Genomic DNA, 15835 nt, shown 5'->3' with positions numbered 1-15835 from the left:
ACCGTAGTCCCCCATCGACCACGGGACGGAGCACAGCCCCCATGCGCATCCTCGGTATCAACGCCCTGTTCCATGACCCCGCCGCCGCCCTGGTGGTCGACGGCAGGACGGTGGCGGCCGCCGAGGAGGAGCGCTTCAGCCGACGCAAGCACGGCAAACGACCGCTGCCGTTCTCCGCGTGGGAGCTGCCCGAGCTGTCCGCCCGCTGGTGCCTTGACCAGGCGGGGCTGCGGCCCGAGGAACTGGACGCCGTCACCTACTCCTTCGACCCCAAGCTCGCCCGGCCCGCCCGCGACCTGGGCCTGAACGACCCCTGGGACCCGCTGCGCCTGGAGTACGCGCGCCGCGCCCCCGAGTTCCTCGCCGAGGCCCTGCCCGGACTCGACCCCGAGCGGGTCGTCTTCGTCCCCCACCACGTCGCCCACGCCGCCTCCGCCGGGCCCGCCTCCCCGCACCCCGACAGCGCCGTCCTCGTCCTCGACGGCCGCGGCGAGGCCGCCTCCCACCTGGCCGGCCGCTACCGCGACGGCAAACTCGACACCCTCGCCACCCAGGCCCTGCCCGACTCCCTCGGCCTCGTCTACGAGGAGCTCACCGAGCACCTCGGCTTCCTGCGCAGCAGCGACGAGTACAAGGTCATGGCCCTCGCCTCCTACGGCACCCCCCGCTTCCTGCCCCGGCTACGGCAGTACGTGCACCCCACCGGCCACGGCGGCTTCCGCGCCCACGGCGTCGACTGGGCCTCCTTCGCCCCGCCCCGGGCCAAGGGCGAACCCTGGAGCCAGGACCACGCCGACCTCGCCGCCAGCACCCAGGCCGCACTCGAGGAGGTCCTGCTGGAGCTCGTCGACTGGCTGCACCGCGAGGCGGGCGGCGAGGCGCTCACCATGGCCGGGGGCGTCGCCCTCAACTGCGTCGCCAACTCCAGGATCGCGGCGAAGGGCCCGTACCGGGACGTCTGGGTGCAGCCCGCCGCCGGAGACGCCGGCACCGCCCTCGGCGGGGCGCTGCACCTCGCCGAACGGCCCGCCCCCATGCCCGGCGCCGATCTCGGCCGCGGCTGGAGCGACGAGGAACTGCGCACCTGGCTGGACACCGCCGCGATCCCCTACGAGGAGCCCGACGACATCGCCGAGGCCGTCGCCGGGGAACTGGCCCGGGACGGCGTCGTCGCCTGGTTCCAGGGCCGCAGCGAGTTCGGGCCGCGCGCCCTCGGGCACCGCTCCCTGCTCGCGCACCCCGGCCGCGCCGAGAACCTGGAACGCCTCAACAGCGTCAAGGGCCGCGAGGAGTTCCGGCCCGTCGCCCCCATGGTCCTCGCCGACCGCGCCGCCGAGCTGTTCTCCGGCGGCCCCCTGCCCAGCCCGTACATGCTGTTCGTGCACGACGTCGCCCAGCAGTGGCGGGACCGCATCCCCGCCGTCGTGCACGTCGACGGCACCGCCCGCATCCAGACCGTCGAGGAGCGGCGGGAACCGCTGGTGGCGCGGATGCTGCACGCCTTCGAGCGGCGCACCGGACTGCCCGTGGTCGTCAACACCAGCCTCAACACCGCCGGCCGGCCCATGGTCGACGACCCGCGCGACGCCCTGGAGTGCTTCGGCTCCGCGCCCGTCGACCTGCTGGCCATCGGGCCGTACGCGGTCCGCCGGGAGCGGGCGTTCGCCGCCGGAGCCGGAGGGAGGACCGCCGCATGACCTCGTACGCCGTCGTGATCCCGACCCTCGTGCGGGACACCCTCGCCGACTGCCTCGCGTCGCTGGCCGCCGCGACCGGGCCGCGCCCCGAGCAGATCATCCTCGTCGACGACCGGCCCGACCCCGAACCGGACAGGCTGGAACACCCGCTGAGCGTCCTCGGCGACCTGCGGGAACGCACCACCGTGCTGGGCGGCGGCGGTCGTGGGCCCGCCGCCGCCCGCAACACCGGGCTGCGTGCCGTCACCGCACCGTGGACCGTGTTCCTCGACGACGACGTCCAGGTCGGACCCCACTGGGGTGAGCAACTCGCCGAGGACCTCGCCGAAGCGGCCCCCGACATCGCCGGAGTCCAGGGCGTCATCGCCGTACCCCTGCCCGGCGAACGCCGCCCCACCGACTGGGAGCGCGGCACCGCCGGGCTCGCCCGCGCCCACTGGATCACCGCCGACATGGCCTACCGCACGGAGGCGCTCAAACAGGTCGGCGGCTTCGACGAACGCTTCCGGCGCGCCTTCCGCGAGGACGCCGACCTCGCGCTGCGCGTCCTCGACGCGGGCTGGCGCATCCGGCAGGGCCGCCGCACCACCCGCCACCCCGTGCGCCCCGCCTCCCGCTGGGTGTCCGTACGGCAGCAGCGCGGCAACGCCGACGACGCCCTCATGCGGCGGCTGCACGGACCCGACTGGTGGGACAAGGCGGTCGCGCCACGCGGCCGGATCCGCACCCACGCGGCGATCACCACCGCGGGCGTCGCGGCCTGCGCACTCGCCGCCACCGGGCACGGCCGGGCCGCCGCGGCCTGCGCCCTCGGCTGGGCGGCCGGCACCGCCGAGTTCGCCCGGGCCCGCATCGCCCCCGGACCCCGCACCCGCCACGAGGTGACCACCATGCTCGCGACCAGCGTGCTCATCCCGCCCGCCGCGACCTGGCACCGGCTGACCGGCGCCCTGCGCCACCGCCGCGCCCCCTCCTGGCCGGAGGTGACCCGATGAGCCCGGTCAAGGCCGTGCTGTTCGACCGCGACGGCACACTCGTCGAGGACGTCCCCTACAACGCCGACCCCGACCGCGTCCGCCCCGTGGAGGGCGCCCGGGAGGCGCTCGCCATGCTGCGCGCCCGCGGCATCGCCACCGGCGTCGTCACCAACCAGTCCGGTGTCGCACGCGGACTGCTCACCGAGGCCGACGTCCGCCGCGTCAACCACCGCGTCGACGAACTCCTCGGCCCGTTCGGCGTGTTCGCCGTCTGCCCGCACGGCCCCGACGACGGCTGCCACTGCCGCAAACCCCAGCCCGGCATGGTGCTGTGGGCGGCCGGGCGGATCTGCACCCACCCCGCCGAGCTCGTCGTCATCGGCGACATCGGCGCCGACGTGGAGGCCGCCCGCCGGGCCGGTGCCCACGGCATCCTCGTCCCCACCGCGCAGACCCGCCCCGAGGAGACCGCGGCCGCCGACCACGTCGCCCCCGACCTGCTGACCGCCGTCCGCGCGGTACTTCACGGGCCGCCGCGGGGCCGCGTCGTCGCCGACGAACGCCCCATCCAGGAGGCCTACGCGACCGGCCCGGGCCAGGGGAGGGGCGCGTGAAGGCACTCGTCACCCGCCTCGACAGCTTCGGGGACGTCCTGCTCGCCGGGCCCGCCGTCCGCGCGGTCGCCGCCCGCGCCGACACCGTCACCCTGCTGTGCGGACCGCGCGGCGCGCCCGCCGCCGCGCTGCTGCCGGGCGTCGACGAGATCCTCGTGTGGGACGCGCCCTGGGTGGGCTTCACACCCCCGCCCGTCGGCCGCGGAGAGGTCGAGCAGCTCATCGACACCATCGACGCCGACACCGCGCTGATCCTCACCTCCTTCCACCAGTCGCCGCTGCCCGCCGCCCTGCTGCTGCGCCTCGCCGGGGTCGGCTTCATCGCCGCCGACAGCGAGGACTACCCCGGCTCCCTCCTCGACGTACGCCACCACCGCGCCCCGCACGCCCACGAGGCCGAGGCGGCACTGGACCTGGCGGAGGCCGCCGGGTTCCCACCGGCCGACGACGGCCGGCCGCGGGTGCTCCCGCCGCCCGCCACCGCCGGACTCACCGGCCCGGGCCCGTACGTCGTCCTGCACCCCGGCGCCAGTGTCCCGGCCCGCGCCTGGAGCCCCGGGCGCTGCGCCGAGGCGGTACGCGAACTGGCCGCCGCCGGCCACCGGGTGGTGGTGACCGGAGGCGCGGGGGAGAGAGACCTCACCGCGTACGTCGCCGGCTCGCACGCCCTCGACCTAGGCGGCCGCACCGGGGCCGCCGAACTGAGCGGCGTCCTCGCGGGCGCCGCCGTCGTCGTCACCGGCAACACCGGACCCGCCCACCTCGCCGCCGCCGTCGGCACCCCCGTCGTCTCCCTGTTCGCGCCGGTCGTCCCGGCCGAGCGCTGGCGGCCGTACGGCGTCCCGTACGTGCTGCTCGGCGACCAGGACGCGCCGTGCGCGGGCAGCAGGGCCAGGGAGTGTCCGGTGCCCGGCCACCCCTGTCTGGACACCGTCACCCCGCACGACGTGGTGACCGCCGTCGAGAAGCTGATGGGGGAGACATGAGGATCCTCATCTGGCACGTGCACGGATCGTGGACCACGGCCTTCGTACAGGGCCCGCACACCTACGTCGTCCCCGTGACACCCGACCGCGGCCCCGACGGACTCGGCCGCGCCCGCACCTGGGACTGGCCCGACTCCGTCGTCGAGGTGCCGCCGGAGCGGCTGCGCGACGAGGACATCGACGTCGTCGTCCTGCAGCGCCCGCACGAACTCGCCCTGGTCGACGAGTGGCTGGGCCGCCGCCCCCCGCTGGTGTACCTGGAGCACAACGCCCCGCACGGTGACGTGCCCGACACCCGGCACCCCGCGGCGGACATCCCCGGCGCCACCCTCGTCCACGTCACCCACTTCAACCGGCTGATGTGGGACGCCGGTACCGTGCCGAGCACCGTCATCGAGCACGGCATCGTCGACCCCGGGCCGCTGTGGACCGGGGAGCTGGCACGCGCGGCGGTCGCCGTCAACGAGCCGCTGCGGCGCGGCCGCACCACCGGCACCGACCTGCTGCCGGCCTTCGCCGAGGCGGCCCCGCTGGACGTCTTCGGCATGGGCACCGAGGGGCTCGCGGACCGGCTCGGCATCCCCGCCGACCGCTGCCGCTCCCACGAACTCACCCAGTCCGCACTCCACACGGCGATGGCACGCCGCCGCGTCTACGTCCACCCGGTGCGCTGGACCTCCCTCGGCCTGTCCCTGCTGGAGGCGATGCACCTGGGCATGCCCGTCGTGGCGCTCGCCACCACCGAGGTCACCGAGGCCGTACCGCCCGGAGCCGGAGTGGTCTCCAACCGGATCGAAGAACTCACGGACGCCGTACGGGACTTCACGGCCGACCCGCTGCACGCGCGGATGGTCGGCGAAGGAGCACGGGCGGCGGCGCTCGCCCGCTACGGGCTCTCCCGCTTCCTGGACGACTGGGAGCGGCTGCTGAAGGAGGTGGCCCGATGAGGATCGCCATGGTCTCCGAGCACGCGAGCCCGCTCGCCGCGCTCGGCGGCGTCGACGCCGGCGGCCAGAACGTGTACGTGGCCCGCCTGAGCGAGGAACTGGCGCGGCGCGGCCACGACGTGACCGTCTACACCCGCCGTGACGCGGCCGGCCTGCCCGACCGGGTACCGCTGCCGGGCGGCGCCGTGGTCGAGCACGTCCCGGCCGGACCGGCCCAGGCCGTCCCCAAGGACGAACTGTTTCCGTACATGCCCGCGTTCGGCGCCTGGCTGGAACGCGCCTGGGCGCGGGAACGGCCCGACGTGGCACACGCCCACTTCTGGATGTCCGGCATGGCCTCCCGGATCGGCGCCCAGCCGCACGGCGTGCCCGTCGTGCAGACCTTCCACGCCCTCGGCACCGTCAAGCGCCGCCACCAGGGCCGGCTCGACACCAGCCCGCCCGAACGCGTCGGCATCGAGCGGCAGATCGGCCGCGGCTGCGCCCGGGTCCTGGCCACCTGCACCGACGAGGTGCGGGAGCTGGCCGAGCTGGGCGTGCCGGCCCGGCAGGTGTCCGTGGTGCCCTGTGGGGTGGACGCGGAGCAGTTCCGGCCCGGCGTACCGCAGGGCGGCGTCCCGGCACGCCGGGAGCGGCACCGGCTGCTCGCCTGCGGCCGGCTCGTCCCGCGCAAGGGCTACGACCAGGCCATCCAGGCCCTCGCCGGCATCCCGGACGCCGAACTGCTCATCGCGGGCGGACCGGACGCCGGACTGCTCGCCGACGACCCCGAGGCGCGGCGGCTGCGGCGCCTGGCCCGGCGCATCGGCGTGGGCGACCGGGTCCGGATGCTCGGCGCGGTCGACCCGGCCCGCATGCCCGCCCTGATCGGCAGCGCGGACCTGGTGCTGTGCACGCCCGTCTACGAGCCGTTCGGGATCGTGCCGCTGGAGGCGATGGCCTGCGGTGTCCCCGTCGTCGCCAGCGATGTCGGCGGCCACCGGGACAGCGTCGCCGACGGCGTCACGGGCCGGCTCGTCCGTCCGCAGGACCCCGGGTCGGTCGCCGCCGCGGTACGCGAGCTCCTCGACCACGACGCACTGCGCCGCCGTCACGGCACGGCCGGGCGGGAACGCGTCCTCGCCCACTACACCTGGCGGCGCGTCGCCGACGGCGTGGAGCGGGTCCACCGCCAGGTCCTCGCCGGACCCGCACAGCAGAAGGAGGTGGCGTGATGACCGTGCACCCGCCCGTCACCGGGCACTGCGACGAACTCCAGGACGCCCTGACCCTGTTCCGTGCCTCGGCGCACATCACCGAGCGGTGGGGCGAGCGTCTGGCTGACGTGCTCACCGGCGGCGGCCGGCTGCTGGCCGCGGGCAACGGCGGCAGCGCAGCCCAGGCCCAGCACCTGACCGCCGAACTCGTCGGCCGCTACCGCGACGACCGGCCACCGTTCTCCGCGCTCGCCCTGCACGCCGACACCTCCAGCACCACGGCCATCGCCAACGACTACGGCGTGGACGAGGTGTTCGCCCGCCAGGTCCGCGCGCACGGCCGTCCCGGGGACGTGCTGATGCTGCTGTCCACGTCGGGCGCCAGCGCCAACCTGCTGTCCGCGGCGCACGCGGCCCGGGCGGCCGGGGTGCGCGTGTGGGCCCTCACCGGCTGCGCACCCAACCCGTTGATGGCGGGCAGCGACGAATACCTGTGCGTCGAGGCGCCGACGGCGGCGACCGTGCAGGAACTGCACCTGGTGGCCGTGCACATGGTGTGCGCGGCGTTCGACGCCGCGGTGGAACGCGGCGGCCGGCGCGACGACGAGGGCGGGAGGTGACATGAACGGCAAGGCACCGCTGGTCGTGGTCGGCGACGCGCTGCTGGACCGGGACCTGACGGGCCGGGCCGAACGGCTCGCGCCCGACGCGCCCGTGCCCGTCGTCGACGACTGCGGCGAACGCACCCGGCCCGGTGGCGCCGCGCTCGCCGCGTACCTCGCGGCCCGCGACGGCCGGGACGTCACGCTGGTGGCCGGGGTGGGCGACGACCCGGCCAGCCAGACCCTGCGCCGCCTCCTGGAACCCTGGCTCACGCTCGTTCCGCTGCCCCTGACCGGCTCCCTGTCCGAGAAGACGCGGATCCTCGCGCAGGACCGCCCGGTGGTCCGTCTGGACCGGGGCGCCGGACGCACCAGCGAGGCCACGGACACCGCCCGCGAGGCCGTGCGCACCGCGCCCGCGGTGCTGGTCTCCGACTACGGCCGCGGCACGGTCGACGCGCTGCGTGACGTACTCGCGGCCCGGCCCCCGCTGGTCTGGGACCCGCACCCGCGCGGCGGAACCCCGGTGCCGGGCACCCGGCTGGTGACCCCCGCCGAGAAGGAGGCCCACGGGCTCGCACCGCGCGACGGCACCCCACGCCGTGACCTGCACGCCGCCGCCCACAGCGCCGCCGCCCTGGTGGAGCGCTGGCGGGTGGCCGCCGTAGCGGTGACCCTCGGCGCCCGCGGCGCCCTGCTGTCCTACGGCGAGCACCCGCTCCTCGTCCCCGCGCCCGCCGCACACCACGGCGACAGCTGCGGGGCCGGGGACCGGTTCGCCGCCACGGCCGCCGGGCTGCTCGCCGACGGCGTCCTGGTCGCCGAGGCCGTCGAGGGCGCCGTCGCCTCGGCGACCGGATTCGTCGCGGCGGGCGGCGCCGCCGCCGTCCCGGACGCGGACGGCGAACCGGCGCCGCCGCCCGACGACGACCCCGGCGCCCTGACCGCACGGGTCCGGGCCGCCCACGGCACGATCGTCGCCGCCGGCGGCTGCTTCGACCTGCTGCACGCCGGCCATGTCGGCCTGCTCCAGGCCGCGCGGCGGCTCGGCGACTGCCTGGTCGTCTGCGTCAACTCGGACGCCTCGGTACGGCGCCGCAAGGGTGAGGGCCGGCCCGTCACCCCGCTCGCCGACCGCATCCGGGTCCTGCGCGCCCTGTCCTGCGTCGACGCGGTCGCCGTCTTCGACGAGGACACCCCCGAACGCCTCCTGGCCGACCTGCGCCCCGACGTCTGGGTCAAGGGCGGCGACTACGCGGCAGCGGACCTCCCGGAAGCCGCCCTCCTCCAGCGGTGGGGAGGCCAGGCGGTCCTGCTGCCCTACCTCGACGGCCGCTCCTCGACGGCCCTGATGGAACGGGCGGCGGAAGGAGCACGATGACACGCCCGACAAGGTGGGGCGCGGGGACGGACCCGGAGGACACAGGGCGCTCTGCCGGCACGACACCGGACGGCACATCGGGCACGGCCGGGCGCGCGGAGGGGAGCACGCCTTCGGGTGAGAGGCCGGGCACGGCGCCCGACGCCTCCCGGGGATCGGCTCTGCGCCCGGGGCAGCCTCGGCCCGGCCTGCTCGTCCTGCGTGCAGCCGGGCGCGCGGAGGCGAGCACGCCTCCGGGTGCGGCGCCCGACGTCTCTGGGGGCGCGGCTCTGCGCCCGGGGCAGCCTCGGCCCGGCCTGTTCGTCCCGCGTTCAGTCGGGCGCGCGGAGGCGAGCACGCCTTCGGGTGGGACGCCGGGTGCGGCGCCCGACGTCTCCGGGGGCGCGGCTCCGCGCCCGGGGCAGCCTCGGCCCGGCCTGTTCGTCCTGCGTGCAGCCGGGCGCGCGGAGGCGAGCACGCCTTCGGGTGGGACGCCGGGCGCGGCGCCCGAGGCCCCTCGGGGCACGGCTCTGCGCCCGGGGCAGCCTCGGCCCGGCCTGTTCGTCCTGCGTGCAGCCGGGCGCGCGGAGGCGAGCACGCCTCCGGGTGAGAGGCCGGGCGCGGCGCCCGACGCCTCCCGGGGATCGGCTCTGCGCCCGGGGCAGCCTCGGCCCGGCCTGCTCGTCCTGCGTGCAGCCGGGCGCGCGGAGGCGAGCACGCCTTCGGGTGGGACGCCGGGCGCGGCGCCCGACGCCTCCCGGGGATCGGCTCTGCGCCCGGGGCAGCCTCGGCCCGGCCTGCTCGTCCTGCGTGCAGCCGGGCGCGCGGAGGCGAGCACGCCTTCGGGTGAGAGGCCGGGCGCGGCGCCCGACGCCTCCCGGGGATCGGCTCTGCGCCCGGGGCAGCCTCGGCCCGGCCTGCTCGTCCCGCGTGCAGCCGGGCGCGCGGAGGCGAGCACGCCTCCGGGTGGGACGCCGGGCGCGGCGCCCGAGGCCCCCCGGGGCACGGCTCCGCGCCCGGGGCAGCCCCGGCCCCGTCTGCTCGTCCTGCGTGCCCTGGGACTCGGAGACCTCCTCGCCGGCGTCCCCGCGCTGCGCGGCCTGCGGCGGGCCTACCCCGGGCACGAGATCGTGCTGGCCGCGCCCGCCGAGCTCGAGCCGGTCGCGGCGGCGACGGGGGCCGTGGACCGGTTGCTGCCCACCTCCGCACCGGGCCGGGAGGTGCCCGCCTCACTCGACTGGAGCGGGCCGCCTCCGGACATCGCCGTCGACCTGCACGGCAACGGGCCGCCGAGCCACCGGCTGCTCACACGCCTGCGCCCGCCGACGCTGTTCGCCTTCGCCCACCCCGGCACGCCCGAGATCGACGGCCCGCCCTGGTACCCCGAGGAACACGAACGCGACCGCTGGTGCCGGCTGCTCCGGTCGTACGGCATCGACGCCGACCCGGGGGACGTACTCCTGCCCAGGCCGCGCGCCGCCTCCCCGGCGCCCGGTGCGGCCGTACTGCACCCCGGCGCCGGGTCGCCCGCCCGCTGCTGGCCCGTCGAGCGCTACGCGGCCGTCGCGGCCGGACTGCGGGCCCGGGGCCTGCGGGTCGTCGTTACCGGCGGGGCGGACGAGGGCGACCTCGTGGCCCGGCTCGCCAAGCAGGCGGGGCTGCCCGACACCGATGTCTTCGGCGGCGGCCTGCCCTTCGGCCGGCTGGCCGCTCTCGTCGCCGACGCGCACTGCGTGATCAGCGGCGACACCGGCGTCGCCCACCTCGCGGTCGCCCACGCCACGCGCTCCGTCACCCTCTTCGGCCCGGTCGCGCCGAGCCGCTGGGGCCCGCCGGACAGTCCACGCCACCGCGCGCTCTGGTACGGCCCCGAGGGCGACCCGCACGGCCGCCACCCCGACCCGGCGCTGCTGCGCATCACCCCCGAGGACGTCCTGCGCGCCGTCGACGAACTGCCCGGCACCCGAAACCCGTAAGGGGGCGCCCCGCGCCATGACCAGCCCGCACCCGAAGACCAGCCCCGTCGGCATCGTCATCGCCACCCGCAACCGGTCGGCCGCCCTCGCCGAGGCCCTGCGCCACCTCACGACCCTCCCCGAACGGCCCGAGATCATCGTCGCGGACAACGCCTCCACCGACGACACGCGCGCCATGCTCGCCCACGGCTTCCCCCAGGTCCGCGTCCTGGCGCTGCCGCTCAACCACGGCGCCCTGGCGCGGACCTACGGCGCCCGCGCCCTGGACACCCCGTACGTGGCGTTCAGCGACGACGACTCCTGGTGGTCGCCCGGCGCCCTCACCACGGCGGTCCGCCTGTTCGAGGACCACCCGCGGCTCGGCCTCATCGCCGCCCGCACCCTCGTGGGCCGCACCGCCGACCCCGACCCGCTCAACGAGGTGCTCGCCGACTCTCCCCTCGGCCGGGTCCGCGACCTCCCCGGGACCCAGGTCCTGGGCTTCCTCGCCTGCGCCTCCGTGGTCCGCCGGAGGGCCTACCTCGACGCGGGCGGCTTCCACCGGCTGCTGTTCTTCGGCGGGGAGGAGACCCTCCTCGCCTACGACCTGGCCGCCCGCGGCTGGGGCGTCACCCACTGCCCGGACGTCGTCGCCCACCACCACCCGGCGCCCGCGCCTCGCACCGGCCGCCCGGTCGTGCAGCGCCGCAACGAGCTGCTCACCGCCTGGCTGCGCCGCCCGGTGCCGTACGCGCTCGCCCGCACCCGCGACCTCGCCTCCGAGGCCCGGCACGACGACGACGCACGGCAGGCCCTGCGCGGGACGCTGGCCCGCCTGCCCGCCGCGCTCCGGGACCGCAGGCCCCTGCCGCCGCACGTGGAGCGGGCCGCGCGCCTGCTGGAGCATGCCGCATGACCGACCGCCGCACGACCGTGGTCGTCATCACCCACAACCGGTGCGCGGAGCTGCTGCGCACCCTGGACCACCTCGCCGTGCTGCCGGAGAACCCACCGGTGATCGTCACCGACAACGGTTCCACGGACGGCACCGCCGACGCCGTCGCCCGCCACCACCCCTGGGTCCGGCTGCTGCGGTCCGGCCGCAACCTCGGCGCTGTCGGCCGCAACCTGGCGATCCGGCAGGTCGACACGCCCTACGTCGCCTTCTGCGACGACGACTCCTGGTGGGCGCCCGGCTCGCTGACGGGCGCCGCCGACCTGCTCGACCGGTACCCGGGGCTGGGATCCGTCACGGCCCGGATCGTCGTCGAACCGGACGGCACCGACGACCCCATCGTGGAGGAGCTGCGCGACTCGCCGGTTCCGGGGCCCGCCTGGCTGCCCGGGCCGGCCCTCGGCTCGTTCCTGGCCGCCGCGACCGTGCTGCGCACCGGCGCCTTCCGGGCGGCGGGCGGTTTCCATCCGCGTCTGTGGCTGGGCGGCGAGGAGGAGCTGCTCGCCGCGGACCTGGCGGCCGACGGCTGGTGGCTGACGTACGCCGACCACCTCGCGGTGCACCACCACCCGTCCGTGGCGCGGGACGCCACCCTGCGCCGCACCCACGGCATCCGCAACACCCTGTGGTTCACCTGGCTGCGCCGCCCGGCCGGTTTCGCACTGCGCCGCACCGTCGACCTGGCCCGTACGGTCCCGCGGGACACCGCGTCCCTGCGCGCCTTCGCCGAGGCGGCCGCGGCACTGCCGTGGGTCCTGCGGGAACGCCGTGTCCTTCCCCACGAGGTCGAGTCCCGTCTGCGCACGCTGGAACCGGCCCAACGCGCCTCCAAGGCACGCCGCTACACGGGCTGAACCCGCACCCGGGGCGGACGCTCAGCCTCCGGACCACCGGCACAGCAGGCGGAACGCGGCGAACAGGGCCACCGGCCACAGGGCCGCGAACGCCCAGATCACGCCGGGCGCGGAGGTGACGATGCCGGCCACCATCAGGCCGGTCGACACCGCGAGCAGGACCGCCACGGTCCAGACCCGGGGGCGGTAGGCCGACAGGCGGACGAGGAGGCGGGCGGGGTCGGGGAGGCGGCTCAGCCGCAGGGTGCGCATTCGGCGGTCGAGGCGGCGGTCGCGGCGCAGGGCGCGTTCCATCTCGTCGAGGATGCGCTGCTCGTGATCGGGAAGTCGGCCGATGGACACGCGGTTCTCCTTCCGGGCGGCCGGACCGTCTCTCCTCCCGGGGGGACGTGCGACGGGGCAGGAAGCGGGGACTGACACAGCGGGTGCCCCGTGAGGCGCCGGAGCTAACCGGGCACGGACGGTGGGGGAGTGCGGGCCGACGCCGTGGGGCAGGTGTCGCCCGGGCAGGTTCCGGCCGGTGTCCTGGCGGGCCGGTCGCCGGCGGCCGGGCGGGGTGCTGTTTCCCCGGTCGGGTTGTGCCGCTCCGGCATGGCCGGTTGCTCGTTGCCGGGGACGAGCCGTCCGGGCACGGGCCGGGCCGGAACGCCCGCGCCGGCCCCGGGCCCGAGTGTCCGGTGTCCGGCGGGGGGGCTAACCGGGCACCGGGCGTGCCAGGGCCTCGACCAGCCGGTCCGCGCTGTCCGGCACGGTGCCCTCGCGGAACCCGTCGCGGATCTGCCGGGCGGTCACCCGTCCGCCGGTCAGGCACCAGTCCCACCAGCGGTCCAACTGCCGCACGTCCAGGCGTTCCGCGGGTACCAGCGCAGGCCAGCCGCAGGCGCGGGCCTGCGCGGTGACCTTCGCGCCGCCCGTGACCGGGTCCACGGCCAGCACGGGCGTGCCGACCCGCAGCGCTATGACCAGTCCGTGCAGCCGGTCGGTGACGACCAGGTCCAACCGGGCCAGCACGGACTGGAGCTGCGCGGGCGTGGCGCTCAGATGCCAGTCGTGGGTGTCGAGCCGCGTCTCCAGCTCCAGCCGTCCGCAGTCCTTCCCGGCCAGCCAGCGCGTCACCTCCTCGGCGACCTGCCCGTGCCGGCGCTGCTGCCCGTACTCGTGCTGTCCGTGTGTGAGGATCACCCCGACGACCGGCCGGGCCGGCACATCCGGGGCGCGGGCCGCCAGGTCCTCCACCGGCTCGGTGTCCGGCGCGTCCCGCGGCAGCACCCGGTGGAAGCCCGTCACGGCCGCGCTGCCGGGGTCGATCACCGAGGTGCCGACTGCGATCCGGACACAGTGCGCGAACCGCCGGTGCAGCTCCTCGATCTGCGGCCCGTGCAGCGGGCCGCACACGAACACCAGGTGGGAGTAGTCCTCGGGCCAGAGCCGGTCCAGATGCAGGGCCTCCGGGCGGAAACCGGGACTCCAGGCGACGTCGTAGGGGATGCCCGTGCCGAGCAGTACGTCCTCGACCCGGCGCAGGGCCAGCACGTCCCCGGCGGTCGCCTCCCCGTCCCGGAAGCTGAACCACCCGGCCAGCAGGACCCTGCGCGGGCGCATGCCGTCTTGTGAGTGCACATGCCCTGAGTGCCCGCCCACCGGGAGAACAATCAGAACAATAAGGGCGTTTGCTGCGGCGGCGCCCGCACCGAGCCGTCGGCCCGACAAGCGGGCCCTGCCGGTCGGGACGCGCACGTCGAGGTCGTCCACCGCGTGCGCGGTGCCGGTGGCCGGCCCCAGACCGAGTCCGGCGACAGCGCGGCGTCGAACCGCCGCCGCACCACCCGTGCCTCGCTTCAGCCCAGGTCCTCGAGCCAGGCCGCGAGGGTGCCGGCGGTGTCGATCCGGGCCGGCTGCCCCAGCCCAAACCTCAGAAACCCCATCACGCCACGGGCCGGGAAGCCACCGCCATACTCGGCAGTAGGTTCACTCGGCAACCCCCCGTTCGTGTGAGGCAGGACTCTCCATCCGTGTGAAGACGACCGCCCGCGGATCCCGTATCGACAGTGCAAGATTCGGGCACCGAAGGATGGACGGGCACTCGACGACGGCAGCCGGCGAGCGAGAGACGAGGAGAGAGGCACACGATGGTCCCAGCGGAACCTGAACCCCAGCGGATCGGCGTACCGGCCGAGTCCACTGCGGGCGAGACCAGGGTGGCGGCCACGCCGGCCACCGTGGGGAGACTCGTCGCGCTCGGATACGACGTGGTGGTCGAACCGGGGGCGGGAGCCTCGTCCCGCTTCTCCGACGCGGCCTACCAGGAGGCGGGCGCCCGACTCGGCGACCCGTGGGCCGCCGATGTCGTTCTGAAGGTCAACGGCCCCTCGACCGAGGAGATCGGACGGCTGCGGGACGGAGCGACGCTGGTCGCGCTCATCAGCCCCGCGCTCAACCCGGAGCTGGTCGACGAACTGGCCCGGCGGCCGATCACCGTGCTCGCCATGGACGCCGTCCCGCGCATCTCGCGCGCCCAGTCCCTGGACGTGCTCAGCTCGATGGCGAACATCGCCGGTTACCGGGCCGTGGTCGAGGCCGCGCACGCCTTCGGCCGCTTCTTCACCGGGCAGGTGACCGCCGCCGGCAAGGTACCGCCCGCCAAGGTTCTGGTGGCCGGTGCCGGTGTCGCCGGGCTCGCGGCCATCGGCGCCGCCCGCAGCCTCGGCGCCGTGGTCCGCGCCACCGACCCCCGGCCCGAGGTCGCCGAGCAGGTGCGCTCGCTGGGCGGGGAGTTCCTGACGGTGACCGCCGAGCAGGAGGTGAGCAGCGACGGATACGCCAAGGCCACCTCGGACGACTACAACCGGCTGGCCGCGCAGCTGTACGCCGAGCAGGCCGCCGACGTCGACATCATCATCACCACCGCGCTGATCCCCGGCCGGCCCGCGCCGCGCCTGATCACCGCCGAGGACGTCGCGCGCATGAAGCCCGGCAGCGTGATCGTCGACATGGCCGCCGCCCAGGGCGGCAACGTCGAGGGCACGGTCGCCGGCAAGGCGGTCGTCACCGACAACGACGTGACGATCATCGGCTACACCGACCTGCCCGGCCGGCTCCCCGCCCAGGCCTCGCAGCTGTACGGCACCAACCTCGTCAACCTGATGAAGCTGCTCACCCCGGGCAAGGACGGCCGGCTCGTCCTCGACTTCGACGACGTGGTGCAGCGGTCGATGACCGTGGTCCGTGACGGGGAGAAGACCTGGCCCCCGCCCCCGGTCCAGGTGTCCGCCGCGCCCGCCCCCGGCGGAGCCCCGGAACCCGCGGCCGCGCCCGCCTCCGAGGCGCCGGCCAAGCCCGCACGGCCCGCGTGGTCCTCGTACGCGCTCGTCGGCGCCGGAGCGCTCGCGCTGTTCCTGGTGACCGCCTTCTCACCGAGCGAACTGATCGGCCACTTCACGGTCTTCGTCCTGGCGATCGTCATCGGGTTCTACGTCATCGGCAACGTGCACCACGCGCTGCACACGCCGCTGATGTCGGTCACCAACGCCATCTCCGGCATCGTCGTGGTCGGCGCGCTGCTGCAGATCGGGCACGGGAACACCGCCGTCACCGTGCTGTCGTTCGCCGCGATCCTGCTGGCGAGCATCAACGTCTTCGGCGGATTCGCCGTCACCCGCCGCATGCTCGGCATGTTCTCGAAGGGCTGATCA

Annotated in this window: 14 protein-coding genes; 12 read left to right on the top strand and 2 right to left on the bottom strand. The window is 76.0% G+C overall.

Going from position 1 to position 15835, the window contains the following annotated elements; all coding sequences use genetic code 11:
- Positions 1-41 precede the first annotated feature (41 nt).
- From IE212_RS10830 to IE212_RS10780, 11 genes are all read left to right on the top strand, one after another.
- Positions 42-1697 (top strand): carbamoyltransferase family protein, encoded by a 1656-nt coding sequence (locus IE212_RS10830; protein ID WP_190197538.1) that lies wholly within the window; start codon positions 42-44, stop codon positions 1695-1697.
- Positions 1694-2692: a glycosyltransferase family 2 protein gene (locus tag IE212_RS10825; RefSeq protein ID WP_190197537.1), complete on the top strand. Its 999-nt coding sequence runs from the start codon at positions 1694-1696 to the stop codon at positions 2690-2692. Before IE212_RS10830 ends, IE212_RS10825 begins: the two co-directional genes overlap by 4 nt.
- Positions 2689-3288 carry a D-glycero-alpha-D-manno-heptose-1,7-bisphosphate 7-phosphatase gene (locus tag IE212_RS10820; RefSeq protein ID WP_190197536.1) on the top strand — a complete coding sequence of 200 codons (600 nt, stop codon included), beginning with the start codon at positions 2689-2691 and terminating at the stop codon, positions 3286-3288. The genes IE212_RS10825 and IE212_RS10820 overlap by 4 nt, the downstream gene beginning before the upstream one ends.
- Positions 3285-4274, top strand: a complete 990-nt coding sequence (locus IE212_RS10815; RefSeq protein WP_190197535.1) for a glycosyltransferase family 9 protein — start codon at positions 3285-3287, stop codon at positions 4272-4274. The genes IE212_RS10820 and IE212_RS10815 overlap by 4 nt, the downstream gene beginning before the upstream one ends.
- Positions 4271-5221, top strand: coding sequence for a glycosyltransferase (locus IE212_RS10810; protein WP_190197534.1), 951 nt, complete (start codon positions 4271-4273; stop codon positions 5219-5221). Before IE212_RS10815 ends, IE212_RS10810 begins: the two co-directional genes overlap by 4 nt.
- Positions 5218-6435, top strand: a complete 1218-nt coding sequence (locus IE212_RS10805) for a glycosyltransferase (protein WP_190197533.1) — start codon at positions 5218-5220, stop codon at positions 6433-6435. The genes IE212_RS10810 and IE212_RS10805 overlap by 4 nt, the downstream gene beginning before the upstream one ends.
- Positions 6435-7037, top strand: a complete 603-nt coding sequence (locus tag IE212_RS10800) for a D-sedoheptulose-7-phosphate isomerase (protein ID WP_190197532.1) — start codon at positions 6435-6437, stop codon at positions 7035-7037. Before IE212_RS10805 ends, IE212_RS10800 begins: the two co-directional genes overlap by 1 nt.
- A 1-nt stretch (position 7038) precedes the next feature.
- A complete protein-coding gene (gene rfaE2, locus IE212_RS10795) occupies positions 7039-8400 on the top strand; it encodes a D-glycero-beta-D-manno-heptose 1-phosphate adenylyltransferase (protein ID WP_190197531.1) in 1362 nt (453 codons plus the stop codon).
- Between the two features lie 1016 nt (positions 8401-9416).
- Positions 9417-10355, top strand: a complete 939-nt coding sequence (locus IE212_RS10790) for a glycosyltransferase family 9 protein (protein WP_229864222.1) — start codon at positions 9417-9419, stop codon at positions 10353-10355.
- Between the two features lie 16 nt (positions 10356-10371).
- Positions 10372-11250 carry a glycosyltransferase family 2 protein gene (locus IE212_RS10785; RefSeq protein WP_190197530.1) on the top strand — a complete coding sequence of 293 codons (879 nt, stop codon included), beginning with the start codon at positions 10372-10374 and terminating at the stop codon, positions 11248-11250.
- A complete protein-coding gene (locus IE212_RS10780) occupies positions 11247-12143 on the top strand; it encodes a glycosyltransferase family 2 protein (RefSeq protein WP_190197529.1) in 897 nt (298 codons plus the stop codon). The genes IE212_RS10785 and IE212_RS10780 overlap by 4 nt, the downstream gene beginning before the upstream one ends.
- A 21-nt stretch (positions 12144-12164) precedes the next feature.
- Here IE212_RS10780 and IE212_RS10775 read toward each other — a convergent pair whose 3' ends face one another.
- On the bottom strand, positions 12165-12485 hold the full coding sequence (locus IE212_RS10775; RefSeq protein ID WP_190197528.1) for a DUF3040 domain-containing protein: 321 nt from the start codon (positions 12483-12485) through the stop codon (positions 12165-12167).
- A 351-nt stretch (positions 12486-12836) separates the two neighbouring features.
- Positions 12837-13745, bottom strand: a complete 909-nt coding sequence (locus IE212_RS10770; protein ID WP_190197527.1) for a polysaccharide pyruvyl transferase family protein — start codon at positions 13743-13745, stop codon at positions 12837-12839.
- Positions 13746-14272: 527 nt separating this feature from the next.
- Between IE212_RS10770 and IE212_RS10765 the strand changes: the two genes are divergently transcribed.
- Entirely contained in the window at positions 14273-15832 is a 1560-nt protein-coding gene (locus IE212_RS10765) for a Re/Si-specific NAD(P)(+) transhydrogenase subunit alpha (protein ID WP_190197526.1), read from the top strand.
- The last annotated feature ends 3 nt before the right edge of the window (positions 15833-15835 follow it).

Source organism: Streptomyces djakartensis, assembly GCF_014651075.1.
GTDB classification, from domain to species: domain Bacteria; phylum Actinomycetota; class Actinomycetes; order Streptomycetales; family Streptomycetaceae; genus Streptomyces; species Streptomyces djakartensis.
This window is presented reverse-complemented; position numbering and strand designations above follow the sequence as displayed.